The 26,141-nt window shown below is 61.8% G+C and carries 22 protein-coding genes; 5 read left to right on the plus strand and 17 right to left on the minus strand.

Going from position 1 to position 26,141, the window contains the following annotated elements:
- A partial coding sequence (htpG, locus tag U0L91_RS06400) for a molecular chaperone HtpG (RefSeq protein WP_330045372.1) occupies positions 1-1,403 on the minus strand: 1,403 nt, incomplete at its 3' end.
- A 212-nt stretch (positions 1,404-1,615) separates the two neighbouring features.
- Here htpG and U0L91_RS06405 point away from each other — a divergent pair.
- Genes U0L91_RS06405 through U0L91_RS06420 form a run of 4 tightly spaced genes read left to right on the plus strand, consistent with a single transcriptional unit; the run spans position 1,616 to position 4,617 of the window.
- The gene (locus U0L91_RS06405) at positions 1,616-2,098 is read left to right on the plus strand and encodes a C-GCAxxG-C-C family protein (RefSeq protein WP_330045373.1); all 483 of its coding nucleotides are present in this window, start codon (positions 1,616-1,618) and stop codon (positions 2,096-2,098) included.
- Between the two features lie 14 nt (positions 2,099-2,112).
- Entirely contained in the window at positions 2,113-2,910 is a 798-nt protein-coding gene (locus U0L91_RS06410) for an alpha/beta hydrolase (RefSeq protein WP_330045374.1), read from the plus strand.
- 28 nt (positions 2,911-2,938) lie between these two features.
- Positions 2,939-3,925 (plus strand): D-isomer specific 2-hydroxyacid dehydrogenase family protein, encoded by a 987-nt coding sequence (locus U0L91_RS06415; protein WP_330045375.1) that lies wholly within the window; start codon positions 2,939-2,941, stop codon positions 3,923-3,925.
- A complete protein-coding gene (locus U0L91_RS06420; protein ID WP_330045376.1) occupies positions 3,922-4,617 on the plus strand; it encodes a YkgJ family cysteine cluster protein in 696 nt (231 codons plus the stop codon). Before U0L91_RS06415 ends, U0L91_RS06420 begins: the two co-directional genes overlap by 4 nt.
- Before the next feature lie 40 nt (positions 4,618-4,657).
- Here the strand turns inward: U0L91_RS06420 and U0L91_RS06425 are convergent, their stop codons facing one another.
- From U0L91_RS06425 to U0L91_RS06490, 14 genes are all read right to left on the minus strand, one after another.
- Complete coding sequence (locus U0L91_RS06425) at positions 4,658-5,110, minus strand: MarR family winged helix-turn-helix transcriptional regulator (protein ID WP_330045377.1); 453 nt, start codon at positions 5,108-5,110, stop codon at positions 4,658-4,660.
- A 98-nt stretch (positions 5,111-5,208) separates the two neighbouring features.
- Positions 5,209-5,676 carry a 3-hydroxyacyl-ACP dehydratase FabZ gene (gene fabZ, locus U0L91_RS06430; protein WP_330045378.1) on the minus strand — a complete coding sequence of 156 codons (468 nt, stop codon included), beginning with the start codon at positions 5,674-5,676 and terminating at the stop codon, positions 5,209-5,211.
- Between the two features lie 2 nt (positions 5,677-5,678).
- Positions 5,679-6,920, minus strand: a complete 1,242-nt coding sequence (gene fabF / locus U0L91_RS06435; protein ID WP_330045379.1) for a beta-ketoacyl-ACP synthase II — start codon at positions 6,918-6,920, stop codon at positions 5,679-5,681.
- A gap of 14 nt (positions 6,921-6,934) precedes the next feature.
- The gene (gene fabG / locus U0L91_RS06440; RefSeq protein ID WP_330045380.1) at positions 6,935-7,687 is read right to left on the minus strand and encodes a 3-oxoacyl-[acyl-carrier-protein] reductase; all 753 of its coding nucleotides are present in this window, start codon (positions 7,685-7,687) and stop codon (positions 6,935-6,937) included.
- Between the two features lie 3 nt (positions 7,688-7,690).
- The gene (fabD, locus tag U0L91_RS06445; protein ID WP_330045381.1) at positions 7,691-8,632 is read right to left on the minus strand and encodes an ACP S-malonyltransferase; all 942 of its coding nucleotides are present in this window, start codon (positions 8,630-8,632) and stop codon (positions 7,691-7,693) included.
- Positions 8,633-8,650: 18 nt separating this feature from the next.
- A complete protein-coding gene (locus U0L91_RS06450) occupies positions 8,651-9,595 on the minus strand; it encodes a DUF561 domain-containing protein (RefSeq protein WP_330045382.1) in 945 nt (314 codons plus the stop codon).
- A complete protein-coding gene (locus U0L91_RS06455; protein ID WP_330045383.1) occupies positions 9,592-10,545 on the minus strand; it encodes a beta-ketoacyl-ACP synthase III in 954 nt (317 codons plus the stop codon). Before U0L91_RS06455 ends, U0L91_RS06450 begins: the two co-directional genes overlap by 4 nt.
- Before the next feature lie 5 nt (positions 10,546-10,550).
- A complete protein-coding gene (locus U0L91_RS06460) occupies positions 10,551-11,519 on the minus strand; it encodes an acetyl-CoA carboxylase carboxyltransferase subunit alpha (RefSeq protein WP_330045384.1) in 969 nt (322 codons plus the stop codon).
- A complete protein-coding gene (accD, locus tag U0L91_RS06465) occupies positions 11,516-12,391 on the minus strand; it encodes an acetyl-CoA carboxylase, carboxyltransferase subunit beta (RefSeq protein ID WP_481804520.1) in 876 nt (291 codons plus the stop codon). Before accD ends, U0L91_RS06460 begins: the two co-directional genes overlap by 4 nt.
- 20 nt (positions 12,392-12,411) lie before the next feature.
- Entirely contained in the window at positions 12,412-12,639 is a 228-nt protein-coding gene (gene acpP, locus U0L91_RS06470) for an acyl carrier protein (protein WP_330045386.1), read from the minus strand.
- Between the two features lie 212 nt (positions 12,640-12,851).
- Positions 12,852-14,327: a glutamate synthase subunit beta gene (locus tag U0L91_RS06475; RefSeq protein WP_330045387.1), complete on the minus strand. Its 1,476-nt coding sequence runs from the start codon at positions 14,325-14,327 to the stop codon at positions 12,852-12,854.
- 15 nt (positions 14,328-14,342) lie between these two features.
- Positions 14,343-18,893, minus strand: a complete 4,551-nt coding sequence (gene gltB / locus U0L91_RS06480; RefSeq protein ID WP_330045388.1) for a glutamate synthase large subunit — start codon at positions 18,891-18,893, stop codon at positions 14,343-14,345.
- Between the two features lie 237 nt (positions 18,894-19,130).
- Entirely contained in the window at positions 19,131-19,955 is an 825-nt protein-coding gene (locus U0L91_RS06485) for an Mrp/NBP35 family ATP-binding protein (protein WP_330045389.1), read from the minus strand.
- Positions 19,956-20,086: 131 nt separating this feature from the next.
- On the minus strand, positions 20,087-20,905 hold the full coding sequence (locus tag U0L91_RS06490) for a purine-nucleoside phosphorylase (protein WP_330045390.1): 819 nt from the start codon (positions 20,903-20,905) through the stop codon (positions 20,087-20,089).
- 153 nt (positions 20,906-21,058) lie between these two features.
- Here U0L91_RS06490 and U0L91_RS06495 point away from each other — a divergent pair, with 153 nt between their 5' ends.
- Positions 21,059-22,378, plus strand: coding sequence for an oligosaccharide flippase family protein (locus tag U0L91_RS06495; RefSeq protein WP_330045391.1), 1,320 nt, complete (start codon positions 21,059-21,061; stop codon positions 22,376-22,378).
- 78 nt (positions 22,379-22,456) lie between these two features.
- Here U0L91_RS06495 and U0L91_RS06500 read toward each other — a convergent pair whose 3' ends face one another.
- Both U0L91_RS06500 and U0L91_RS06505 read right to left on the minus strand, forming a co-directional pair.
- Complete coding sequence (locus U0L91_RS06500; RefSeq protein ID WP_330045393.1) at positions 22,457-24,226, minus strand: ABC transporter ATP-binding protein; 1,770 nt, start codon at positions 24,224-24,226, stop codon at positions 22,457-22,459.
- Between the two features lie 27 nt (positions 24,227-24,253).
- Positions 24,254-25,963, minus strand: coding sequence for an SGNH/GDSL hydrolase family protein (locus tag U0L91_RS06505; RefSeq protein WP_330045392.1), 1,710 nt, complete (start codon positions 25,961-25,963; stop codon positions 24,254-24,256).
- Between the last annotated feature and the right edge of the window lie 178 nt (positions 25,964-26,141).

Consider the following 26,141-nt stretch of genomic DNA (forward strand, 5'->3'; position numbering starts at 1 on the left):
AGCAGCAGGTCATAGCCCTTGCTCAGCACCAGCTGGGCGTTGGGCAGCTTGCCCAGACGGTCCACCTCATCGCCGGCGGCAAAGTAGATGCACTTCTGGTCCTCCGGCATCTTTTCGATGTACTCGTCCAGCGTGATGAGCTTCTGCTCCTTGGCGCTCCAGAACATCAGCAGGTCGGCCAGCAGATCCTTGTGCATGCCGTAATCCCCGTAGATGCCGAACTTGATCTGACGGCCGAAGGACTTCCAGAAGGTGTTGTACTTGTCACGGTCGTTGACCTGCATGGCATGCAGCTCGTTCTTGATCTTCTTCTCCAGGCTGTTGCGGATCAGCTTGACCTGACCGTCCTTCTGCAGCGTTTCACGGCTGATGTTCAGGCTCAGGTCCTCACTGTCGACAATACCCTTGATGAAGCTGAAGTAGTCCGGCAGCAGGTCGGCGCATTTCTCCATGATCATCACGCCGGAAGCGTACAGGGCAAGACCCTTCTCGTATTCCTTGGTGTAATAGTCATAGGGCGTCTGACCGGGCACAAAGAGCAGCGCCGTGTAGGTGGCAGTGCCCTCGGTGCGGCTGGTGATGACCCGCAGCGGATCGGTGTAGTCCATGAACTTGGACTTGTAGAATTCGTTGTACTCCTCGGGCTTGACGTCCTTCTTGTCCCGCTTCCAGATGGGCACCATGCTGTTCAGCGTTTCCAGCTCGGTGTAGGTCTCGTACTCGGGCTTGTAATCGTCGCCGGCATCTTCGGGTTTGGGCTTCTGGCGGCTCTTCTCGCGGTACATCGTGATGGGATACCGGATATAGTCGCTGTACTTCTTGACCAGGTCGGTCAGCGTGTACTCTTCCAGATACTGGCTGTAATTCTCGTTCTCGGCGTCCTCCTTGATCACCAGCGTGATCTCGGTACCCGGGGCATCCTTCTGCGCCTCGGTCATTGTGTAGCCCTCAACGCCCTTGGATTCCCACTGCCAGGCCTCATCGCTGCCCAGTGCACGGGATACCACGGTCACCTTGCTGGCGACCATGAAGGCGGAATAGAAGCCGACGCCGAACTGACCGATGATGTCGATGTTCTCGTTCTTGTTTTCGGCCTTGAAGTCCTGGCTGCCCGACCGTGCGATCGTGCCCAGATCCTTCTCCATCTCCTCCTTGGTCATGCCGATGCCGTTATCCGAGATGGTCAGCGTGCGGCTGGCCTTGTCGGGGGCAATGTGAATGTGCAGGTCCTCCTTGCGGACGTTGATCGAGGTGTCGGTCAGGCTCTTGAAATACAGCTTGTCGCAGGCATCCGATGCGTTGGAAATCAGCTCCCGCAGGAAAATCTCTTTGTTGGTATAGATAGAGTTGATCATCAGGTCCAGCAGCTTTTTGCTCTCGGCCTTGAACTGATGCATTGCCATAATAGGATCGTCCTCTCTATTGATATAGAAATTAGCACTCTCGTGCTTTAAGTGCTAATGCTATCTTAGCACTCTTGGAGCAAAAGTGCAAGACCTGTGCAGCCATTTCACAAAAAGTTAAAAAAATGAAGGAAAACCCTTTTCAAACGGAACAAATTGCGCTATGCTAACAGTGGTTTGCACACCATACAACAGGGAAGGATGTGTATAAAATGTCTCAGCACGGCGATGCTGCTTATGAAGCATTTTATAAAGGATATAACTGTGCGCAGTCCGTTGCGGTTGCGTTTGCCAAAGAGATGGGCGTGACCGAGGAACAGGCCCTGCGGATGTCGGCCGGGTTCGGCGGCGGTATGGGACGTCTGCGCGAAGTGTGCGGCGCGTTTTCCGGTATGGTCCTGGTACTCAGCACGATCTACGGTGTGCCGGACCCGGCGTACAAGACGGCTCTGTATACCGAGGTGCAGGAACTGGCGGCCCGCTACAAGGCGGCCAACGGCGGCAACAGCATCATCTGCCGTGAGCTGCTCGGCCTGAAGAAGGCGGAAGGGAGCCCGGTTGCCAGCCCGCGCACGCCCGAGTATTACAAGAAACGGCCCTGCCCGGAGCTGGTCCGTCTGGCAGCCAACATCATGGAGGAATATCTGAACGCCCATCCGGTCCCGCAAACGCGGACCGACGCAGAACAGGGATAAAAGGAGACGTTACCATGCAGCTTTTGGAAGAACATCTGCCCTCGGGTGCCCGTCTGGTCGGGTATCTGCGGGACGAAACGGATGTCATGCCCGATTACAATATCCGCCCCGCGGTGCTCATCCTGCCGGGCGGCGGTTACCGGTATTGCAGCCCGCGGGAAGCCGACCCTGTGGCCGTGCAGTTCCTGCAGGCCGGGTACCAGGTATTTACGCTGTATTACACCGTCGAGCCCGCCCCGCTCCGCTGGGCGCCGCTCATTGACGCGGCGGGCGCTGTGCTGTATCTGCGCCGCCATGCGCAGCAGCTCCGGCTGGACCCGCAGAAGATTGCCGTACTCGGTTTTTCTGCCGGCGGACATCTGGCGGCATCGGCAGGCATCCTCTGGGATGCCGCTCCGGTACAGCAGGCCCTGGGCATCACCGGCACCGAGGCGCGCCCCGACGCGGTCATGCTGGCATATCCGGTGATCACCTCGGGCGAGTTCGCCCATGCGGGGTCCTTTGACTGCCTGTGCGGCGATGACGCGGCACTGCGCCGCACGATGAGCCTGGAAACCCAGGTCCGTCCGGGACTGCCGCCCTTCTTCATCTGGCATACCGTGACCGATCCCGCCGTTCCGGTGCAGAACAGCCTGCTGCTGGCCGAAGCGCTTGAGAAGAACGACGATCCGTACGAGCTGCATCTCTTTGCGCAGGGCGGACACGGTACCAGCACCTGCACCGGGGAAGTGGGCTGTCCCATCCCGCACAATGCGGCCTGGCTGCCGCTCGGCATTGACTGGCTGAATCAGGTTCTGTCCTTTACGATGTAAAGACTTGATTTTTGGAGGTAACAGACGAATGAAGATCATGTTTTACACCCTCCGTCCCTTCGACGAGCTTCCGTCCTGCGAGAAGTACAAGGAACAGTACGGCATCGAGTATGCCTGGACGCCCGACGCTCCCTGCCCGGAAAACCTGCATCTGGCCGAGGGCTGTGACGCCGTCAGCACCAACCCCTGCCTGGTTACGCCGGACTATCTGCGGGAATTTGCCGCCATGGGTGTCAAATACCTGCCCTGCCGCAGCATCGGATATGACCATATCCCGCTGGACACCGCCCGGGAACTGGGAATGCGGGTTGCACATTCCTCCTATCCGCCGACCGGTGTTGCGGACTATACCATCATGCTCATGCTGATGTCCATCCGCAAGGTCGGACAGATTCTCCGCCGTGCCGATGCACAGGATTACTCGCTGAAGGGCAAGATGGGCCGAGACATCACCGGCATGACGATCGGCATCATCGGGACCGGCAACATCGGCCGTACGGTGCTGCGTCACCTGTCCGGTTTCGGCTGCCGTCTGCTGGCGTATGATCTGTACCCCAACGAGGAGGCCGCCCGCTATGCCGAGTATGTGGACCTCGATACACTGTACCGCGAAAGCGATCTGATCTCGCTGCATACCAATGCCACCGAGGCCAACTATCACCTGATTGATGACAAGGCCATCTCCAAGATGAAGGACGGTGTCATCCTGGTCAACACCGCCCGCGGCACGCTGATCGATCCCGAAGCCCTGGTGGAGGGACTGGAAAGCGGCAAGATCGGCGGCGCCGGTCTGGATGTCGTGGAAAATGAAAACGGCCTGTTCTATTACAACCATGTCGGCGATGCGCTGAAGAACCGGGAACTGGCCATGCTGCGCAGCTTCCCGAATGTCGTGTTCACGCCGCACACGGCCTTCTACACTGATGTCAACGTGGCCAGCATGGTGGAAAGCGCCTTCAAGGCCACCCGTGCCTTTGAGGACGGGACGCCCTGCCCGACTGAGGTGAAACTGTGATTGATCCGGGACGCCGGGAAGCGGGGGAGAGCCTTGCGGCGCTGCCCCGCCTGCGGCAGGACGATCCGTTCCCCTTTGTCTGTGCGGGCTGCGGCAGCTGCTGCCGGGAACGCCGCGATCTGCTGCTGTCGGGGTACGATCTGTACCGTCTGGCAAGACGGTTGGACCTGCCGCCCCGGCTGGTCGCTGATGCCTTCTGCAGGCAGGGGATCGGCTCGCAGACGCTGCTGCCAACGCTGGTGCTGCGTCCCAACAGCCGGACGGGGGACTGCCCGTTCTTTGAGGCGAATGCCTGCACCGTCCATACCGCGCGGCCGCTGGCCTGTGCGCTGTACCCGCTCGGACAGGAGATTGACCCCGGGACCGGCAGGATGGAATATTATCTGCAGACGCCGGTCTGCGGGGCACAGGACCCCGACGAAGGGCGGACACTGCGCCGGTATCTGGAGGATGCCGGCGTCCAGGAACGCAGCGGTATTGATGCGCGCTGGGCGGTGGTCTGTACCGAGCTGTCGCAGCTTCTGGCCGAGGCCGGGGGAACCCGGCATCCGCGGTTCCGCCCGGCGGTCCGCCGGGCAGCCCGCGCGCTGTATTTTGACTATTCCATCCGGGATGACTTCTATCCCCAGTTCACCGACAACGTCAAAACGCTGTTTCCGCTGCTTCGTCAGCTTCTCTCGCTGCCGGAATAAAACAAAACTCCCGCAGGGGTCAGTCCCTGCGGGAATTTTTTCAGTCTTCCGGTTTGGGCAGCGGAATCTCCGGCATCAGTTCGTCCGAGACAATCCGCAGCATCTCCTCAAGTTTGCGCAGATCATCCGGCGCAAACCGTTGCTTGGCCCGGTCCATGACCAGGCGGAGATAGGAATAGCTGATGTTGTAATAGTCGATGTATTTCTGGGTGGGGCGCAGATGATACTCGCGCTTGTCGGTGTCGGATCGGATGCGCTCCACATATCCCTTCTTGACAAGAGAATTGATCTTGTAGGCGGCATTCGGCGTGGACAGGTTCATCATGTGGCTGAATTCGGTGATCGTAGGTTCGCGCAGCGCCATGATGACTTCCATGCAGAAGGACTCGACGGTGGTCAGCGTTGCCTCCCGGTCCTCAAAGCGATTGAAAATTTTCTGATAGAAATGAAGCTTGAACTTGGTATAGACCTGTTCAAATGCCTGGTCCAACATGGCGAATACCTCCAATAACGATTGCGGTATTGAAATTATAGCACGTTTGCTCGCCAAAGACCAGACCCCCGGCCCGTTTTTCGGACTCCTGCAGGAAATCACCGGGCATCGCGCTCCACAATGGCAAAGGTCAGCTCCGCATTCACGGCCCGCACGCCGTCCACCCAGGCCGTCGCCTTTCCGATGCCCAAGGGCCCGTGCTGTTCCACCAGCTCACATTCCAGTGTCACCACATCGCCGGGGACAACCTGACGGCGGAACCGGGCATTCTTGACGCCGCCGAACAGCGCCAGACGGCCGCGGTTTTCCGGCAGACTCAGCGCGGCGACGGCTCCGGTCTGGGCCAGCGCCTCAAGAAGCAGCACACCGGGCATCACCGGCTGACCCGGAAAATGTCCCTGAAAAAACGGCTCGTTGATCGTCACGCACTTGATGCCCCGGGCCCATACCCCCGGCTGATAGTCGGTGATTTTGTCCACCAGGGCAAAGGGATAGCGGTGGGGAAGGATTTCGGCAATCTGCGCGGCACTCAGTGTGCGGGGCGGATCATTCGCAACAATGGCCATGTTCAGCCCTCCCAGCGTTTCAGAACAATGCAGGCATTGTGTCCGCCAAAGCCCAGACTGTCGCTCAAAGCGTACTCAACCTGGACGGACCGGCCTTCATTGGGAATGTAATCCAGATCCAGCTCGGGGTCCGGCACCTGCAGGTGGATGGTGGCAGGCAGGAAACCGTCGTACAGTGCCAGCGCCGTAAAGACGCCCTCGACACCGCCGGCGCCGCCCAGCAGATGGCCGGTCATCGACTTGGTGGAGGAGACTGCCAGCTTGTAGGCGTGCGCACCGAAAACACTCTTGATGGCCGCGGTCTCGCAGCTGTCGTTCAGATGGGTGGAGGTGCCGTGGGCGTTGATGTAGCCGATCTGTTCGGGAGCCACACCGCCGTCAGCCAGCGCCAGACGCATGCAGTCCGCACCGCCGACACCGCCGGGCGCCGGTGCCGTGAAGTGGTAGGCATCGCAGTTGGAGCCGTATCCGACGATCTCGGCGTAGATGCGGGCGCCGCGGGCCTGCGCATGGGCAAGCTCTTCCAGAATCAGAAGACCGCAGCCCTCGCCGATGACAAATCCGCCGCGCTCGGCATCAAAGGGGATGGAGGCACGCGCGGGATCGGTGGAGGTGCACAGCGCTTTCATGCTGGAAAATCCGCCTACGCCCAGGGGACTGATGCAGCTCTCGGTTCCGCCGCACAGAACCAGATCCTCGTAACCGTCCCGGATGCGGTGGAACGCATCGCCGATGGCATTCGTGCCGCCGGCACAGGCGGTGGTGGGGCAGCTGCATATGCCCTTCAGGCCAAAGCGGATGGCCACCTGACCGGCCGCCATGTTGGCAATGGACATGGGTACAAAGTAGGGGCTGACGCGATCAAAGCCCTTCTGTTCGCCGCGGGTATGTTCCTCCTCAATGGTCGGCAGACCGCCGATGCCGCTCGAAATGATCGTGCCGAACCGGCTGGCATCCTCTGCCTCCAGGTCCAGACCGCTGTCCCGGATGGCTTCGTCGGCTGCGGCCACTGCAAACTGGGTGAACCGGGCCATCTTGCGGGCCTCGCGTTTGTCAAGACGTTCCGCGGGGTCAAAGTCCTTGACTTCGGCGGCCAGCTTGACCTTGAAATTCGTGGTGTCAAAATGGGTGATCGGGGCAATTCCGCACTGTCCCTGCTTGATGGCGGCCCAGCTCTGTGCCACCGTGTTGCCGGTGGGGTTCACCGTGCCCAGGCCGGTAATGACAACTCTGCGTTTTTCCATGCGTTTCCTCCTGATTACATTCCCATGCCGCCGTCGACGCGCAGCACCTGACCCGTGATGTAGCCGGCGGACTCTCCGGCCAGGAATACCACCGCTGCGGCCACGTCCTCGGGACGGCCGCTGTGCTGGGCGGGGATGGTCGAAAGCGCTGCGGTCCGGGCGGCTTCGGGCATGGCGGCGGTCATGTCGGTCTCAATCAGACCGGGCGCCACCGCATTGACCGTGATGCCGCGGGAAGCGTATTCCTTGGCGGCACTCTTCACCATGCCGATCAACCCGGCCTTGCTGGCCGCATAGTTGGTCTGTCCGGCGTTGCCGTGCAGGCCGACCACACTGCTCAGGCAGATCACACGGCCGTACCGCTGACGCATCATCAGGCGGGTGGCGGCTTTGGTGCAGAAAAAGGCGCCCTTGAGGTTGGTGTTCACCACGGTGTCAAAATCCTGCTCGGTCAGACGCATCATCAGCTTGTCGATGGTCACGCCGGCGTTGTTGACCAGAACGTCCAGCCGTCCCAGTTCCTTGGCCGCGGCTTCCACCAGCTGCTGGCAGGCATCGGCACTGCGGACATCCGCCTGCAGCGTCACGGCATGTACGCCGCAGGCGCGGCAGGCTTCGGCAGTCTCCTCGGCGGCCGCGGCATTGCCGGCATAGTTGACGGCAACGTCAAAACCGGCCCGGGCCAGAGCCAGGCAGATGGCCCGGCCGATTCCGCGGCTGCCGCCTGTGACCAGAGCGGTGCGGCGGGTGGGGGTAGTGTTTTCCATCCGTCAGTCCTCCTTCCGGAATTCGGCAAGCAGGGCGCTGAGCTGCTCAGCGGTCTCGACGGGGTGACAGACAATCGCACTGCCCACCGTCTTTTTCACAAACCCGGAGAGCGCACGGCCGGGACCGATCTCGATGGCAGTATCGACGCCGAGCTCGGCCAGACGGCGGACCGTGTCCTCCCAGTAGACGCTGCTCTGGACCTGACGCTCGAGCAGCAGGGGAATGGAATCTCCCGGCGCCTTCTCGCGGCCCAGACAGTTGAACAGGACCGGCAGCTGCATGGGAGCAAAATCCACCGTGGCAAAGCGCTCGCGCAGCGCGTTGCCGGCGGGGTGCATCAGGCTGGTGTGGAAGGGCCCGCTGACCTTGAGGGGCAGGCAACGCTTGGCGCCGGCCTCCTTGGCCAGTTCCGCAGCGCGGTCCACAGCCGCCTGTTCGCCGCCGATCACCAGCTGACCGGGGCAGTTGTAGTTGCAGATCTGCACAACGCCCAGACCGGCCGCCTGATCGCAGCAGGTCTGCAGCGGCTCACGCGCCAGACCCAGCACGGCCGTCATGCCGCAGGCACGGCCCTCGGCTGCCTCGGCCATGGCCTTGCCGCGGAAAGCGGCCAGCTGCACCACCGTCGAAGCATCCAGCACCCCGGCACATTCCAGCGCCGAGTACTCGCCCAGGGAAAGACCCGCGGCGTAGTCCGGCACAATGCCGGCTTCCCGCAGCACCGCCGTCATGCCCACGGCAAAGGCGACCATGCAGGGCTGGGTGTACTGGGTCAGATGGATGACATTGTCGGGGTCCTCAAAGCAGACCTTCTTCAGATCAAAATCCAGACCGGACGCGGCGGCGTCAAAGGCACGGCGGAAGGTGGGGAACTGCTCATACAGATCCGCGCCCATTCCGGCGTGCTGACTGCCCTGGCCGGCATACAAAAAGGCAAGTTTCATCGGTGTATCCTCCCATTCTTACCGGTTGCCGCAGAGCTGCTGCATCTCGGCAATCCGCGCAAAGGCGCCGTCGTTGAGGTCGGCCACAATGTCGGCGACAGGGCGGATCTCGTGCAGCATACCGGACACCTGGCCGGCCATCAGGCTGCCGGTGTCGGTATCGCCCTCAAACACGGCACGGCGCAGACTGCCCAGCGTGAACTTTTCCAGCTCCATCTTGTCGGCACCGGCCTTTTCCTGACGCACATATTCGCGGCTCATCTTGTTTTTCAGAACACGGACCGGCGTGCCGCCGATGCGCCCGGTCACGATGGTGTCGCTGTCCTTGGCCTTGAGCAGGGCGGCCTTGTAATTTTCATGAATCGGGCATTCCCGGCTGACCAGCAGACAGGTGCCCACCTGGACGCCGCAGGCGCCCAGCGCCAGGGCAGCGGCCATCTGACGGCCGTCCGCGATGCCGCCGGCCGCGATGACGGGAAGATTCACGGCGTCCACAACCTGCGGAACCAGCGCCATCGTGGTCATCTCGCCCACATGGCCGCCGCTCTCGGTTCCCTCGGCGATGATGGCATCCACACCGAGCTTTTCCAGATGGCGGGCCAGCACGGCGGCTGCCACCACCGGAATGACCGTGATGCCGGCGGCCTTCCATTTGGCAATGTACTTGCCGGGATTGCCGGCGCCGGTCGTGACAACCCGCACGCCTTCCTCCACAACAATGTCCGCAAAGGCATCGGCCTGGGGGTGCATCAGCATGATGTTGACGCCAAAGGGCCGGTCCGTCAGTTCCTTGCAGCGGCGGATGTTTTCCCGCAGCGTGTCGGCATTCATCCCGCCCGAGCCGATCAGGCCCAGGGCACCGGCATTGGAACAGGCGGCGGCGAATTCGCCGGTGGCGATGTTGGCCATGCCGCCCTGAATGATGGGATAACGGGTTCCGAGAATTTCGTTCAGCAGTTTCATTGATTGGCTCCCTTGTATTGCAGCAGCATTCCGGCCCAGGTCAAACCGCCGCCGAAGCCGATGCATGCCAGATACTGGCCGGGGACAAGCTGTCCGTTTTCGGCCATTTCGTTCAGAGCCACGGGGATGCTGGCGGCACTGGTGTTTCCGTGGCGGTCCATATTGCGATAGAATTTTGCCGGGTCGGCGTTCAGGTGCTTGATGCAGTGATCGAGGATGCGGCCGTTTGCCTGGTGGCAGACCACCCAGTCCAGATCCTCCAGCGTCTTGCCGGTCTGATCGAGAACCTCATGCAGGCAGCGGGGCAGGGCTTCCACAGCAAAGCGGAAGACGGCGCGCCCGTCCATCTGAATCGGGGCGCTGCCCGCACGGTTGGGGCCGCCGGTCAGAATGGCATCGCTGCCCCGGGCACCCAGTGTGGCGGCAAACGGCGTGTCGGCCAGCCGGAAAATTGCGGCACCGGCACCATCGCCGAACAGCACACAGGTCGAGCGGTCGGTCATGTCCATCAGACGGGAGAGCGCTTCGCATCCCACGACGAGGGCGTACTTCCCGCCCAACGTGAGCAGAAGTCCGCGGGCCACGGCCGTCGCATAGACAAAGCCGGAGCAGGCGGCGTTCACATCCAGAGCCGGCCGGTTTTCGGGCAGACCCAGCGCCCGCTGAACCTGGCAGGCCACACTCGGCGTGGCATTGGGACCGGACAGCGTGGCGCAGACACAGCACCCGATCTGCTCGGGGGAAAGCCCGCTGCGCTCCAGTGCCTGCCTGGCGGCGGCAATGGCCAGCGTGGCGGCGTTCTCTTCGTCACTGCAGAAATAGCGCTGCCGGATGCCGGTGCGGGTCACGATCCATTCGTCGCTGGTGTCCACGATGCGACTCAGGTCGTCGTTGGTCACTACGCGGGAGGGCTGGGCACCGCCGGTGGCAATCAGCTGTAAACCTTCCATGGGATTTATCCTTTCTCGCCGATCTGGCGGAATTTCTTGTAACGCTGCTCCGCCAGCGCACGGCCGCTCATCTTGCACAGACGGGCCAGGTGCTTTTCCAGCGCGGTATCCAGGGCGGAGAACAGCTGCTGGTGGTCGCGCTGTGCGCCGCCCAGCGGTTCGGGAATGACTTCCTCCACAATGCCGTCCTCGTACAGGTCGTTGGCAGTCAGCTTCATGATCTCACAGGCCTCACCGCTGCGGCTGGCATCCTTCCAGAGAATGCTGGCAAATCCCTCGGGGCTCAGCACCGAGTACACAGCGTTTTCCAGCATCAGAATGTGGTTGGCCACACCCAGGCCCAGCGCACCGCCGCTGGATCCTTCTCCGGTGACAACGGCAATGACCGGAACGGTCAGGCCGCTCATCTCCATCAGGTTGCGGGCGATGGCCTCGCCCTGGCCGCGCTCCTCGGCGTCCTTGCCGGGATAGGCGCCCGGGGTGTCAATCAGCGTGATGATGGGACGTCCGAATTTTTCGGCCTGTTTCATCAGACGCAGCGCCTTGCGGTAACCCTCGGGGCCCGGCATACCGAAATTGCAGTGCATGTTCTCTTCCAGCGTGCTGCCCTTGCGGTGCCCCAGCACCGTGACGGGCAGACCGTGGAACCGTGCAATGCCGCCCAGGATGGCGGTGTCCTCCTTGCACTGACGGTCGCCGCGCTGCTCAAAGAAATCGGTAAACAGCGCGTGGATGTACTCGTCCACATGAGGGCGATGGGGATGCCGTGCCAGAAAGACACGATCCTCCGCCGTCAGATGCGCGCAGCTTTTGAGCAGTTCGTCCCGCTTTCCGGTCAGGTCGGCCAGTTCCGCGGCATGTTCTGCCGAAAGTCCGGCGGGGCTCAGCCCGTCCTCGGCATCCTCCGGAGCGCCCTGCAGTGCGGCAATGCGGCTGTCCAGCGCGTCCAGTTCCTGCAGTGTATCTTTAATCAACTGTGTTTCCTCCCTTGGGCGTGCAGCCGCAGCAGCAGGGCAAGCGTTTCCCGCATTTCGGAGCGGGGCACGACCTGATCCACAAATCCGTGTTCCAGCTGGAACTCGCTGCGCTGGAATCCGGCCGGCAGTTTCTCGCCGATGGTCTGCTCGATGACGCGGGGACCGGCAAAGCCGATCAGCGCACCGGGTTCCGCCAGCATGATGTCACCGAGACTGGCAAAGCTGGCCGTGACGCCGCCGGTGGTGGGATGGGTCAATACGCTGATGTACAGCCCGCCCTTCTCACCGAAGCGTTCGAGGGCTGCGGTGGTCTTTGCCATCTGCATCAGGCTGAAAATGCCTTCCTGCATCCGGGCACCGCCGCTGGCCGAGAAGATGATCAGCGGCAGATGCTTGGCGGTGGCATATTCGATGGCGCGGGTGATCTTCTCCCCGACGGCGGTGCTCATGCTGCCCATGAAGAAGCGGCTGTCCAGCACGGCGGTCACAACGGCAATGCCGCCGATCTTGCCGACGGCAGTCACAACCGCTTCGTTCAGGCCGGTCTTGCTTTTCTGGGCGTTGAGCTTGTCCTCGTATCCCGGAAAATTCAGCACGTCCCGCGCTTGCAGATCGGCGTCCAGCTCCTGAAAGGTTCCGTGATCCAGAACCAGGCTCAGACGATAGTACCCGCCGATCGGCTGATGATTGCCGCAGTTCGGGCAGACATACAGGCTCCGGGCCCATACCTGCCGCGTGGCGCGGCGCTCACATTTTTTGCAGGTCACAAACTGCGGAGCCTGCCAGACCGGGGCGGCGATGCCGGCGTCGCGCTGTGCTTTCAGCTGGAACGTCCGCTCCCGGGTATTGGCCGAAAACAACTTGCTCATGCTGCTCATGGACGGTTGCCTCAGGCGTGAGCGGTGATGTAGTTGAAGATGTCGCCCACCGTCTTCATGCTGCCCAGCTCCTCATCGGGGATGGACACGCCGCAGGCATCCTCCAGCGCCATGTTCAGCTCAACGGCATCCAGGCTGTCGGCCTGCAGATCATCGGCCAGGCTGGCTTCCATCGTCACCTTGTCCTCGTCGCAGTTCAGGGTATCAATAACAATCTGTTTCAGTTCATCAAAAGTCATGGAAATTCTCCTCTTCTGTCAGTGATTAGTCCATAGATTTATCTAAATTATTTTAGATATCGAACGACGCTATTATACACCAGCCACCATAAATGTCAAGTCATTTATCTAAATAATTTTATCTTTTTACAAAAAAGGACCCCGCTGCAGATCCCGGCACAAAGCACGGAACCTGCAGCGGGGCAGGCAGAGAATAAAAAGGAGCGTGAATATCAAAGGTTGGTGTAGCCCATCAGATAGCGGTCCACGGCAGCCGCAGCGTCGCGGCCTTCGCGCAGGGCCCAGACGACCAGGCTCTGACCGCGGCGCATATCGCCGCAGCTGAACACGCGGGGCACATTGGTGGCATACTGCTGGTCCGCAACGGTGCCGCGGGGACCCAGCGTCACGCCGAAGGATTCCGCCGTGTAGGGCTCGCAGCCGGTAAAGCCGGCGGCAATCAGCACCAGATCACAGTCCACGGTGAATTCCTCACCGGTGGGAACCATGGCGCGGCGGCCTTCCTCGGTCACACGGCTTTCCAGACGGCTGATGACGGCGCCGCAGACATGGCCAGACTCGTCCTTGCAGAATTCCTTGACCGTTGCCTGGTACAGGCGCGGATCGCTGCCAAAGACAGAGCTTGCTTCCTGCTGGCCGTAGTCGGTCTTGAGAACCCGCGGCCATTCCGGCCAGGAGTTGTTGGGCGTCCGCTCGGTCGGGGGACAGGGCATCATCTCCAGCTGGAGGATGGACTCACAGCCCTGCCGCATTGCGGTGCCGACACAGTCGTTGCCGGTATCGCCGCCGCCGATAACCGGAACCCGGCGGCCGGCGGCCGAAACCGCGTGTCCGTCCAGGAAATTGGAATCCAGCAGACTGCGGGTCACGCTGGTCAGATAATCCACGGCAAAGAAAATGCCCTGGGCATCGCGGCCGGGAACCGCCAGGTCACGCGGCTGCTTGGCACCGCAGCAGAGAACCACGGCGTCGTGCTCGTCGAGAAGCTGCTGGGCGGGCAGATCGGCACCCACGTTGGCGCCGGTGCGGAAGACGATGCCTTCCGCCTCCATCAGCTTCACGCGGCGGTCAATCACAGACTTGTCGAGCTTCATGTTGGGAATGCCGTACATCAGAAGCCCGCCGGGGCGGTCCTCACGCTCGTAAACGGTTACGCGGTGCCCCCGTTTGTTCAGGTACGCAGCCACTGCCAGACCGGCCGGGCCCGCGCCCACAACACCGACGGTCTTGCCGGTGCGGGCGGGCGGCGGCGCCGGGCGGACATAGCCCTTTTCGTACCCGTGTTCAATGATGGAGCGCTCGTTTTCCCGCACCGTGACGGGGCTGCCGGTGGTGTACCCGCAGGTACAGGCAGCCTCACACAGGGCAGGGCAGACGCGCCCGGTAAATTCAGGGAAGAGGTTGGTTGCGCTCAGACGGCGCAGCGCCAGTTCCCACTGCCCACGGTAGAGCAGATCGTTCCATTCGGGAATCAGGTTGTTCAGCGGACAGCCGCTCGTCATTCCGCCCAGCGTCATGCCGCTCTGGCAGAAGGGAACGCCGCAGTCCATGCAGCGTGCTGCCTGTGCCTGCTGATCTTCCGGCGAGAGGGCCAGATGAAATTCCCGGAAATTTTCCAGGCGCTCCTGCGGCGGGATTTCCACGCCGGTCTTGCGCCCGATCTCCATAAATCCAGTCGGTTTCCCCATGATGATCCCCCTTCTTTACTGAGCGGCGTTCTTCATGGCATAGAACGCCTCGATTTGTGCCTGTTCGCTGTCCTCGCCCTTTTCTTCCATCCGGGCGATCAGCCGCAGCATGGTGTCGTAATCGTGGGGCAGAACCTTCTTGAAACGGGGCAGATATTCGGAAAAATGTTCCAGAATCTCTTTTCCGCGGGGGGACCCGGTCGCCTCCACGTGTTCCCGGATCAGGTCTTTCAGCTGGGCAACGTCGTACTTGTGTTCGACCGGTTCCAGGCTGACCATATCCTTGTTCACGCGGGTGTAGAAATCCCAGTCCTCATCCAGCACATAGGCAATACCGCCGCTCATGCCGGCCGCAAAGTTCTTGCCGGTGCGGCCCAGAACCACAACGGTACCGCCGGTCATATACTCGCAGCCGTGATCGCCGACGCCCTCGACAACGGCCACAGCGCCCGAGTTGCGCACGCAGAAGCGCTCGCCGGCCACGCCGCTGATGAAGGCACGGCCGCCGGTGGCGCCGTACAGCGCCACGTTGCCGATGATGATGTTGTCGCTGCGGTCAAAGGCAGCCTCCTTGGGCGGATAGACGATGATCTGGCCGCCCGACAGGCCCTTGCCCAGATAGTCGTTGGAATCGCCGACGAGTTCCAGCGTCATTCCCTTGGGCAGGAAGGCGCCGAAGCTCTGGCCGCCGTAGCCGCGGCACCGCACATGGAAGGTGTCATCCGGCAGGGAATTGCCGAATTTGCGGGTGATCTCACTGCCGAAGATGGTGCCGAACGCACGGTCGGTGTTGCCGACCGGCACATCGCAGACGACCGGACGCGGTTCCGCCGACTCGAGGGACTTCTTGAACTTCTTCATCAGCACCTTGAGATCGGGGGTACGGTCCAGACCGAAGTTGTAGGCATCCTCGGGGCAGTAGTGGATGTTGCTGTTGGGGATCAGCGGGTTGCACAGCAGCGCCTGCAGATCCAGTTCACCGGCACGGGAACCGGCCGGCGCTTCCTTCACGCGCAGCAGGTCGGTGCGGCCCACCAGGTCCTCGACCCGGCGCACGCCCAGACGGGCCATATAGTTGCGCAGGTCCTCGGCCATCAGCCGCATGAAGTTCATCACATACTCCGGCTTGCCGCGGAAATTCTTGCGCAGTTCGGGGTTCTGGGTGCAGATGCCCATCGGGCAGGTATCCAGGTTGCAAACACGCATCATCACGCAGCCCATGGCCACCAGCGGACCGGTGCCGAAGCCGAATTCCTCGGCGCCCAGCATCGCGGCAATGGCCACATCGCGGCCGCTCATCAGTTTGCTGTCCGCCTCAATCCGCACGCGGGAACGCAGGCCGTTCAGAATCAGGCTCTGGTGCGCTTCGGCAATGCCGAGCTCCCAGGGCAGACCGGCGTTGTGGATGGAGTTGCGGGAGGCCGCACCGGTGCCGCCGTCAAAGCCGGAGATCAGAATCACTTCGGCACCGGCCTTGGCAACGCCGGCCGCGATCGTGCCGACACCGGTCTCGCTGACCAGTTTGACATTGATGGCCGCACGGCGGTTGGCGCACTTGAGGTCATAGATCAGCTGGGCCAGGTCCTCAATGGAGTAGATGTCGTGATGGGGCGGGGGAGAGATGAGTCCCACACCGGGCGTGGAGTGACGGGTCTTGGCAACCCAGGGATAGACCTTGCCGCCGGGCAGCTGGCCGCCCTCGCCGGGCTTGGCACCCTGCGCCATCTTGATCTGAATTTCATCGGCGGATACCAGGTACTGGCTCGTGACGCCGAACCGGGCCGAGGCCACCTGCTTGATGGCGCTGTTGCGCTCGGTGCCGAAACGGTCCTCCGCTTCGCCGCCCTCGCCGGTGTTGCTCTTGCCGCCCAGCCGGTTCATCGCAATGGCCAGGCACTCATGCGCTTCCTCGGACAGTGCGCCGTAGCTCATGGCTGCGGTCTTGAAGCGGTGCACGATGGAATCCACGCTCTCCACTTCGTCCAGCGGAATTCCCTGATCGGGATAGTTGAAGTCCAGCAGGCTGCGCAGATGTACCGGCCGGTCGTCTTCCTCAGCTGCCTGGGTGTATTCCTGGAACAGCGAATAGTCGCCGGTCTGGCAGGCCTGCTGCAGCAGATGGATGGCACGCGGATTGTACAGATGCTGCTCCGCCTGCGGACCGCTGCGGAACTTGTGCTCGCCGATGCTGGGCAGCTCATGGGAGATGTCCAGACCCAGCGGGTCAAAGGCCTGACGATGACGGGCTTCCAGATCCTCCTGGATGTCCTTCACCGTGATGCCGCCCACACGGGAAACCGTGTTGGTAAAGTACTTGTCAATGACTTCCGAGCTGATGCCCAGAGCCTCAAAGATCTGGCTGCCCTGGTAGGACTGGATCGTCGAGATGCCCATCTTGGACGCAATCTTGACAATGCCGGCCAGCACGGCGCGGTTGTAGTCCTCCACGGCGGCATAGTAATCCTTGTCAAGCAGACCTTCCTCGATCAGCTCGCCGACGGTCTCCTGTGCCAGATAGGGGCAGACCGCGCAGGCGCCGTAGCCCAGCAGCGTCGCAAAATCATGGACCTTGCGGGGCTCGCCGCTTTCGAGGATCAGCGCCATGGCGGTGCGCTTGCGGGTCCGGACCAGATACTTGGACACCGCGCTGACGGCCAGCAGGCTGGGAATCGCCACATGGTACTCGTCAATGTCGCGGTCGGAGAGAATCAGGATGTTGGCACCGTCGCGGTAAGCGCGGTCCACCTCCACGAAGAGACGCTCGATGGCCTTTTCCAGGTCGGTGTTCTTGTAATAGCACAGCGAGAGGGATTCCACATGGAAGCCCGGAACCTTCATCGTGCGGATCTTCATCAGATCGGTGCCGGTCAGGATCGGGTTGTGGATCTTCAGCACCTTGCAGTTGTCGGCGTTCTCCTCCAGCAGGTTGCCCTGGGCACCCACATAGACGGTGGTGGAGGTGACGACCTTCTCACGCAGGGCATCGATGGGCGGGTTGGTGACCTGTGCGAACATCTGATGGAAGTAGGAGAAGAGCGGCGGATGCGTCTGGCTCAGCACGGCCAGGGGCACGTCGCTGCCCATTGCGCCGGACGGCTCGGCGCCGCTTCTGGCCATGGGCAGGATGTGGGAGGTCACGTCCTCGTAGCGATAGCCGAACGCCTTCTGCAGACGGACCAGCTCGCTGTTGGTGTGATGCGGTACCCGCTCGTTGGGGATCTTCAGGTCTTCCAGCTCCACGAGGTTGCGGTCCAGCCATTCGCCGTAGGGATGGCGGCTGGCGTAGTCGTCCTTGAGCTTGCTGTCGTCCACGAGTTCGCCGCGGACGGTATCCACCAGCAGCATCTTGCCGGGACGCAGACGATCCTTGCGGACAATCTGATCAGCCGGCAGATCCAGGACGCCGACCTCGCTGGAGAGAATCAGACGGCCGTCGCGGGTGATATAGTAACGGCTCGGGCGCAGACCGTTGCGATCCAGGCAGGCGCCCATCACATCGCCGTCACTGAACAGGATGCTGGCGGGACCGTCCCACGGCTCCAGCATCGTTGCATAATACTGATAGAAGGCACGCTTCTTGGGGTCCATGCTGCGGTTGTTTTCCCACGGTTCGGGAATCGTGACCATCACCGCCAGCGGCAGTTCCATGCCGTTCATCATCAGGAATTCCAGGGTGTTGTCCAGCATGGCGGAGTCCGAACCGCCCTGGTTGACAATGGGCAGCACCTTGTTCATCTCGCCCTTCAGGCAGGCAGACTCGATGGTCTCCTCGCGGGCCAGCATCGTATCGACGTTGCCGCGGATGGTGTTGATTTCGCCGTTGTGCAGGATCAGACGGTTGGGATGCGCACGGTTCCAGCTGGGAGCCGTGTTCGTGGAAAACCGGCTGTGCACCATGCCGATGGCGGACTCGTAATCGGGGTCGCGCAGATCCTGGTAGAACAGGCGGAGCTCGCGCACCAGGAACATTCCTTTATAAACAATGGTGCGGCTGGAAAGGCTGCACACATAGGTGTCGGGGCTGGACTGCTCAAAGACGCGGCGGGCCACATACAGCCGCCGGTCAAAGTCAATGCCGGTGTTCAGGGCTGCGGGTTTGCCGACGAAGGCCTGCCAGATGCTGGGCATGCAGTCACGGGCCTTGTGACCCAGAATTTCCGGGCAGGTGGGGACTTCACGCCAGCCCAGGAAAGGCAGACCTTCCTTCTCACAGATAATCTCAAAGAGTTTCTTGTCCTGGTTGCGGCTCAGCTCTTCCTGCGGGAAGAAGAACATTCCCACGCCATATTCGCGCTCGCCGCCCAGCTTGATGCCGAGCTCGGCAGCCGCTTTCAGAAAGAACTTGTGGCCGATCTGCAGCAGGATGCCGACGCCGTCGCCGGTCTTTCCTTCCGCGTCCTTGCCGGCACGGTGCTCCAGGTGCTCGACGATCTGCAGGCTGTCATCAATGATCTTGTGACTTTTGCGGCCCTTGATGTCCACCACGGCGCCGATACCGCAGTTGTCGTGCTCAAAGCGCGGATCATACAACCCGGCCGGCACGTTGCGTTCCGTAAAGTTTTCCATGAATCATGCTCCTTCCCGTGGCGCGGACAGGCAGGTTGGCCCCGGCGTTCCGCGCAATGCAAAGAAAAAAGACGCTCCCGGCAGGGCATAGTATGCCCACATGGGAACGTCTTTGTTCTTGCGGTCAGTATACCATAAGATTCGCTGCTTTACAACAGGAAAAATTTATTTTCTTGCGATTTGTGCAGTGAGTCGGAAAATCGACCAATTTGCAGACCGGTTTTTGCCAAATCCGCGTTACTTCAGAAGCTTGGAAACCGCCTGTGCGGCACCGTCCAGGCAGTCGCCGGCAAAGGTCTCGATCATGCCGGCATCGGCCTCCTTGGCCAGCTCGGGATCAATGGGCATTTTGGCCAGGACCGGAAGATTGTACTTCTCGGCGGTCTCATCCACATGGCTCTCGCCGAAGACCTGGATATGCTTGCCGCAGTCGGGGCAGATGGCGTAGCTCATGTTTTCCACAATGCCCAGGATGGGAACGTTCATCATCTTGGCCATCTGGACCGCCTTGCCGACGATCATGCCGACCAGCTCCTGCGGGCTGGACACGATGATGATGCCGTCCACCGGCAGGGTCTGGAAGACGGTCAGGGGCACATCGCCGGTTCCCGGAGGCATGTCCACGAACAGGAAGTCCACATCCTTCCAGATGACTTCCTGCCAGAACTGCTTGACAGCGCCGGCAATGACGGGGCCGCGCCACACCACGGGGGCTTCCTCGTCCTCGAGCAGCAGGTTGATGGACATGATGTCAATGCCGGTATGGCTCTTGATGGGCTCAATGCCGTCCTCGGTACCCATGGCCGGGCCGTGGACGCCGAACAGTTTGGGGATGGAAGGGCCGGTGATGTCGGCATCCAGGATACCGACCTGGTAGCCCAGACGGCGCATCGAGACAGCCAGCATGGCGCTGGTCATGCTCTTGCCGACACCGCCCTTGCCGGACACCACACCGATGACCTTCTTGATGTGGCTTTTGGGATGGGGCGGCTCATGCTGGGGCTTGCGGCTGTCGCAGTCAACATGGCAGTTGCTGCAGTCGTGGTTACATGCTTCACTCATGGAATCTATTGCTCCTTTGCACTGCGTTTTGGGGGAGCACCCCCCGCGGCATCCGATGCCGCTGACGTACCTAGTTTACCCCCGAATGCGGGAAAATGCAAGAGGGGAGGGAAATCCCGCCCTCATCGGCGTCACAGCATCCCGACAATCCGGGTGACAAGTTCCTGAAAAACCGGACCGCGCGCGTCGGCAATCTCGATGACCTCCTCACCGGAAAGCCGCTTGCCGGCCATGCCGGCCGCCATGTTGGTGATCAGGCTCAGCCCCAGCACGGGCAGAGAACAATGCGCGGCCGCAATGGCCTCGGGAACGGTACTCATGCCCACGGCGTCGGCACCGAGCGTGCGGAAGGCACGGATTTCGGCGGGGGTCTCAAAGCTCGGTCCCATGTAGCCCAGGTAAACGCCTTCCCGCAGTACCAGTCCCAGATCGGCCGCGGCCTTGCGGGCAACCTGCTGCAGCGCGGGCGTGTAGACAGCACTCATGTCACAGAAACGCGGACCGATGCTGTCGTCGTTCTCGCCGCGCAGCGGGTTGGCACCCATAAAATTGATGTGGTCGGTGATGAGCATGAAATCTCCCACCGAGAAATCCCAGTTGACTCCGCCGGCTGCGTTGGTCAGCACCAGGGCGCGGCAGCCCAGCGCCTTGATGACCCGGACCGGCAGGGCGATGGCGGACATCTCATGACCTTCATAGTAGTGGAACCGCCCCTGCATGCACAGGACATACCGGTCCCCCAGCCGTCCGGCCACGAACCGGCCGGCATGGCCCGGCGCGGTGGAAAGCGGGAACCCCGGCACCGAGGCATAGGGAATCATGACCGGGTCTTCTATCCGGTCGGCCAGGCCGCCCAGCCCGGAACCCAGCACGACGGCCAGTTCGGGGGTGCGGGGCAGCAGGGAAGTGAGGTACTGCACGGCGGCAGCTACTTTTTCGGATTCTTTCATCGAAGCATCTTCGTCCTTTCTGGGCTGTCGGACGCAGCGGGCGGCAGCCGGATCTTGTATTCATTCTATCATGGACGGTTCGGGCTGCGCAAGCCATATTTCGGTTCCCTGGCGAATACCCTGTAAGAGATACAACCGGGGGGAGGCAAGGCGATGCGGGGCAAACGGTATCTGAAAAATGCGGCACTGCTTACGGGGGCCGGAATGCTGCTCCGGCTTCTCGGCATGGGATTCCGGGTGGTCATTGCGGCACGGCTGGGACCCGAAGGCATGGGCCTCTACCAGCTGATTCTGTCCGTCTATATGGTCTTTGTCTCGCTGGCGTCGGCGGGCATCAATGTAGCGTCCACCCGGCTGGCGGCGCAGAGCCTGGCGCGCGGCCGGGGCATGGCACCCACCCTGCGCAGCCTGGTCACGGCATCGGCCGGCCTGGGCACCGCCGCCATGCTGGCCCAGTTCCTGCTGGCCGACCCGGCGGCGCGGTTCCTGCTCCACGATGCCCGGGCCGAGCTGGGACTGCGGACCCTGGCGCCCAGCCTGCCTTTTGTGGCGGTGGCGGGTGCCCTGCGCGGCTGTTTTCTGGCCCGGCGCAAAGTGGAACCCAATATTGTCGCCCAGCTGACCGAACAGGCGGTGCGGATGGCGGTCTCACTGCTGGCACTCCATAAGCTGAGCCACTGGGGCGCCGCCTATGCCTGCTGCGCGGTGCTGATCGGCAATACCGTCAGCGAGGCGGTTTCCTGCCTGCTGATGGCGCTGTTTGCCCGGCGGGAGCCGGCGTTCCGTCCTGCGCCCGATGACCCGGTGCGGGGCTATGCACCCCGGGAACTGCGTGAGATCGTCCTGCCCGTCACCGGCAGCCGGATTCTGTCCAGCGCTTTGCAGGCTGCCGAGAGCACGCTGATCCCGGCCTGCCTGGCCGTCTATCTCGGGTCCCGGGCCGACGCCGTTGCCCAGTACGGTGCGCTGCGCGGGATGGCCCTGCCGCTGATCTTTTTCCCGTTTTCGGTTCTCTCGGCCCTGTCCGGTCTGCTGATGCCGGAAATCACCCGGGCGGCAACCCGCAAGGACCGCGGGACCGCCGTCCGGCTGATCCGCCTGGCAATGGGCATCACCGGCGTGTTTTCGGTTGCCGCGGGCGTTGTGCTGGTCCTGTTCGGCGGTCCCATTGCCGAGTTGCTCTACCATGACGCCCAGACCGGAGCCTATGTCCGGATTCTCGGCTTTGCGGCGCCCTTCATGTATCTTGAGAGCATGGTGGACGGGATTCTCCGCGGCCTCGGGGAACAGATGGCGACCTTCCGCTACTCGCTGCTGGATTCGGTGCTTCGCATTGCCGGGGTGTCCCTGCTCGTTCCGCGCTTCGGCATGATGGCGTTTCTCGGCATCATGGTCGCCTCCAATCTGCTGACCTTTGCCCTCAACTCCGCCAGGATGGTTTTCTGTCTGCGCCGCATCGGGCAGACCCCCTGATTTCAAAAAAAAGCCGCGGGACGGCAGCCGGTTTCCCGGTATGCCGTCCCGCGGTCTGTTTGGAATGCTTTTGCGGTGTCACAGCGTCTGGCCGCTGACCAGACCGTTCCACAGCCGGTAATAGATGCCCTTTTTGGCCAGCAGTTCCTCGTGCCGGCCTTCCTCCTCGATGCCGTCTTTCCCCAGCACCAGAATGCGGTCGGCATTCTTGATGGTGGTCAGCCGGTGGGCGATGGTCAGCGTTGTGCGTCCCTTTGCCAGTTTGTCCAGACTCTGGCCGACAAGAATCTCGCTCTCGTTGTCCAGTGCGCTTGTCGCCTCGTCCAGCAGCAGGATCGGCGGATTCTTCAGGAAGACGCGGGCAATGCTGATGCGCTGTTTCTGGCCGCCCGAAAGCTTGACGCCGCGCTCGCCGACATAGGTGTCGTACCCGTCTTTCAGCTCGTTGACAAACCCATCGGCACCGGCCAACTTGGCGGCCTCGATGATTTCCTCCCGGGTGGCGCCGGGCTTGCCGTAAGCAATGTTCTCCGCCACGGTTCCGCTGAACAGATAGACATCCTGCTGCACCACACCGACGGCGCTCCGCAGACTCCGCAGCGTCACATGGCGGATGTCCTGCCCGTCAATGAGAATCTGTCCCGAGGTGACATCGTAAAAGCGGGGAATCAGGTTGCACAGCGTGGTTTTGCCGCCGCCCGACGGCCCGACCAGCGCCAGATTCTCACCGGGGCGGATGTTCAGGTTGACATGGCGCAGCACCTTGTTGTGATCGTCGGGATATTCAAAGGAGACATCCCGGAACTCGATGCCGCCGTTGGTCACTTCAAGCGGACGGGCGTCGGGGGCATCGGTGATCTCCACCGGCGTGTCCAGAATGTCCAGGAACCGTTCAATGCCGGTCACACCGCGCTGGAACGTCTCGGCAAATTCCACAATGCGGCGGATGGTGGCAATCAGGGTGGAGACATACAGCACATAGGCCACCAGATCGCCGGCACTGATCTTGTCGTATACCAAAAACAGACCGCCCGCAATGATGACCACCAGATACATCAGGCCGTCAAACAGCCGGGTGGAGGTGTTGAAGGCCGCCATCGCATAGTAGGTTTTCTTTTTGATGTTCTGGAATTCCTGGTTGCCCTTTTCAAACTTCTCGGCTTCCTCCTGCTCGGCGGTGAACGCCTTGACCACCCGCTGGCCCAGCAGACTGTCCTCAATGGAGGCATTCAGCTCGCCGATCTGGAACCGCTGCCGCCGGAAAGCCGCCCGCAGCCGCAGGTTGAGCCGGATCGAGACAAGCATCATCAGCGGGACACAGGCAAAGACGATCAGCGTCAGGGGTACGCTGGCACCGCACAGGATGATGAAGGAGGCCACAATCTTGATGGCGGCAATAAAGAATTCTTCGGGACAGTGATGGGCAAACTCCGTCACATCGAATAGATCGTTGGTGATCCGGCCCATGATCTGCCCCACTTTGGTGTTGGAGTAGTAGGTGTGGCTCAGCCGCTGCAGGTGGGCGAAGGCGTCGCGGCGCATGTCGGTCTCGATGTAGACACCCATGATGTGGCCGGTGCTCGACATATAATACTGGGCTGCCGCATCAATGATCCGCAGAATCAGATACAGCAGGGCCAGTTTCAGGATGACCGAGGCGGTCAGCGTCATCGACGTGTCCGTCGCCGCATTGGTCAAGAAACTCATGATCTTGGGCAGAACGACATCGCACAGGGTGGTCAGGGCTGCACAGAACAGATCAAAGAACAGGATGCCTTTGTACCGTGTCAGGTAGGGCAGGAACCGCCGCAGCTGGGTAGCCGTGGATTTGTTTTTTTCATCGTGCATGGTAGTTGTCATACGGTTACATTCCTCTTATTCGGTGGGATTCGGGGATTCTGCCGCGCCCGCATCTCCCGATGCCGGGTCGGCGGGGGAGGATTGCGGTGCGCTGGGCTCCTCGGCAGGCGGCTCGACAGGGTCCGGCGCCGGTGCCTCGGTGGGATCGGGAACAGGGATTTCGGTCGGGTCCGGAGCCGGGGGCTCGGTCGGAGCAGGCGGCGCCGTCGGATCGGGCTGCGGTACCGCCGTGGGTTCGGGGGCCTGGGTGGGTGCGGGCACTTCGGTTGGCGCTGCGGTCACAACAGGCGTCTGGGTGGGCGCAAGCGTGACGATGGGTGTCGGCGAAGGGGTGGCTGCCAGGGCCTCGATCGGCTCGGTCTTGGTCTGCTTGCAGCGCGTGCAGGTGAAGGTCCGCACACCCGGAACGCCGGGCTTGGGCTCCTGCGTCACGACGCCGCGGTCCCAGCTGTGGCCCAGTGCCGGCAGGTCCTTCTCGATCACGCTGCCGCAGATCGTGCATTTCATCTTGACGCTGCCCGCGTTGAGACAGGACGGCTCCACCCGGGAATCCTTGATTTCCACATAGTCGTGGGTGTGCTCCGCCGGCTCAAAGTGAGCGGTCACAATCACGCCGTTGGCATCGGCGTTGGACGGAACGGTGAATTTCAGGGTGGCGCTGCTGCCCGCCGACCCCAGCGAGACACTCCAGTAGGAGAACTTCCACCCCTGGTCGGGAACGGCCGTCACCGCTGAACAGGTGCCGCCCTTCTTGACTTTCTGACTGGTGGCGCCGCTCAGGGACCCGCCCGACGTGCAGACAAATTCCACCGGCACCTTGGCGCCGCGCACGGCGATCGGATCGGAGGAGATCAGCCCCATCGGTACGCCGTCCGGCTCGGGGATGGTTCCGCCGGCAGGGCGGCGGTCCTCGGTCAGATAGGCGTGGGTGCGTACATACTCAAAATACGCTGTTACAGCCTGTTTGGAAAGATGGACGCCGTCCGAGAGGGTATAGTCCTTCTTGGCCCAGCCGGTGGACTCGTCGCGGAGCACCTCCGAGGAGTTCAGGAATTTGTAGCCGTCCTCCTCACACATTGCAATGAGCGCTTCGTTGTAGGCATCCACCTGGGTCATTGTCAGGTTGGTATTGTCCCGCTGCTTGTCAAGCGGCGGAATGGCGCTCACAATGATGTCGGCATAGGGCCACGCCTGGACAATGGCATCCAGACCCTCCCGGTACTTGGCAATGAAATTGGTGGCATCGGTGGAGGAACCGCTGAGATTGTTGGTCCCGAAACCGATGATGATGCGCCGGGGCTGCAGTTTGGCCACCGCATCGGGGATGGTGTAGAGAGTCTTGTCTCCCTTGAACTTTTCGCATTTGAGGGTGGTGATGGACCCTGCCCCCATGCTCACCACGCCGATGTTGTTCTTGAGGGTGGTGAAGGCGGCTCCGGTCTCGTCGGCGTACATTGTGTAGCGCACCGTGTTGGAATCCCCTATGAAGAGCGTCTCATCCAGATAGGTCCGCCCGGCATCCGGCGTTTCGGGCAGCACGGTGGGAACCTCCTGGGACGCGGTGGGAGCGGCAGTGGGGGCCACGGTGGGCATGACCGCGGCCTCCGCGGTGGCAGCCGCTTCGGGAGTGGCCGGTGCAGACACGGGTTCCGTGCGGGAACATCCGCACAGCACGGCACACAGGGCAGCCGCCGCCAGGACCGCCCGGAATGGTAAATGACGCATATCGTTCCTCCCCAGTCTCGGCGCTCCCGCAAAGAGCGCAGGAATTCCGCCCGCTTGGCACAGACGGTTTCAATTCGTATTCTACACCCTGGCCGCCGTCGCTGTAAACAACTTTGCCCAAGAAAAAGCTGCCAGCGGAGGTGCGTTTCCCTCAAATTGCCTTTTTTGCCATTTGTCA

The organism is Gemmiger sp. (assembly GCF_036306485.1).
Taxonomy (GTDB): Bacteria; Bacillota; Clostridia; order Oscillospirales; family Ruminococcaceae; genus Gemmiger.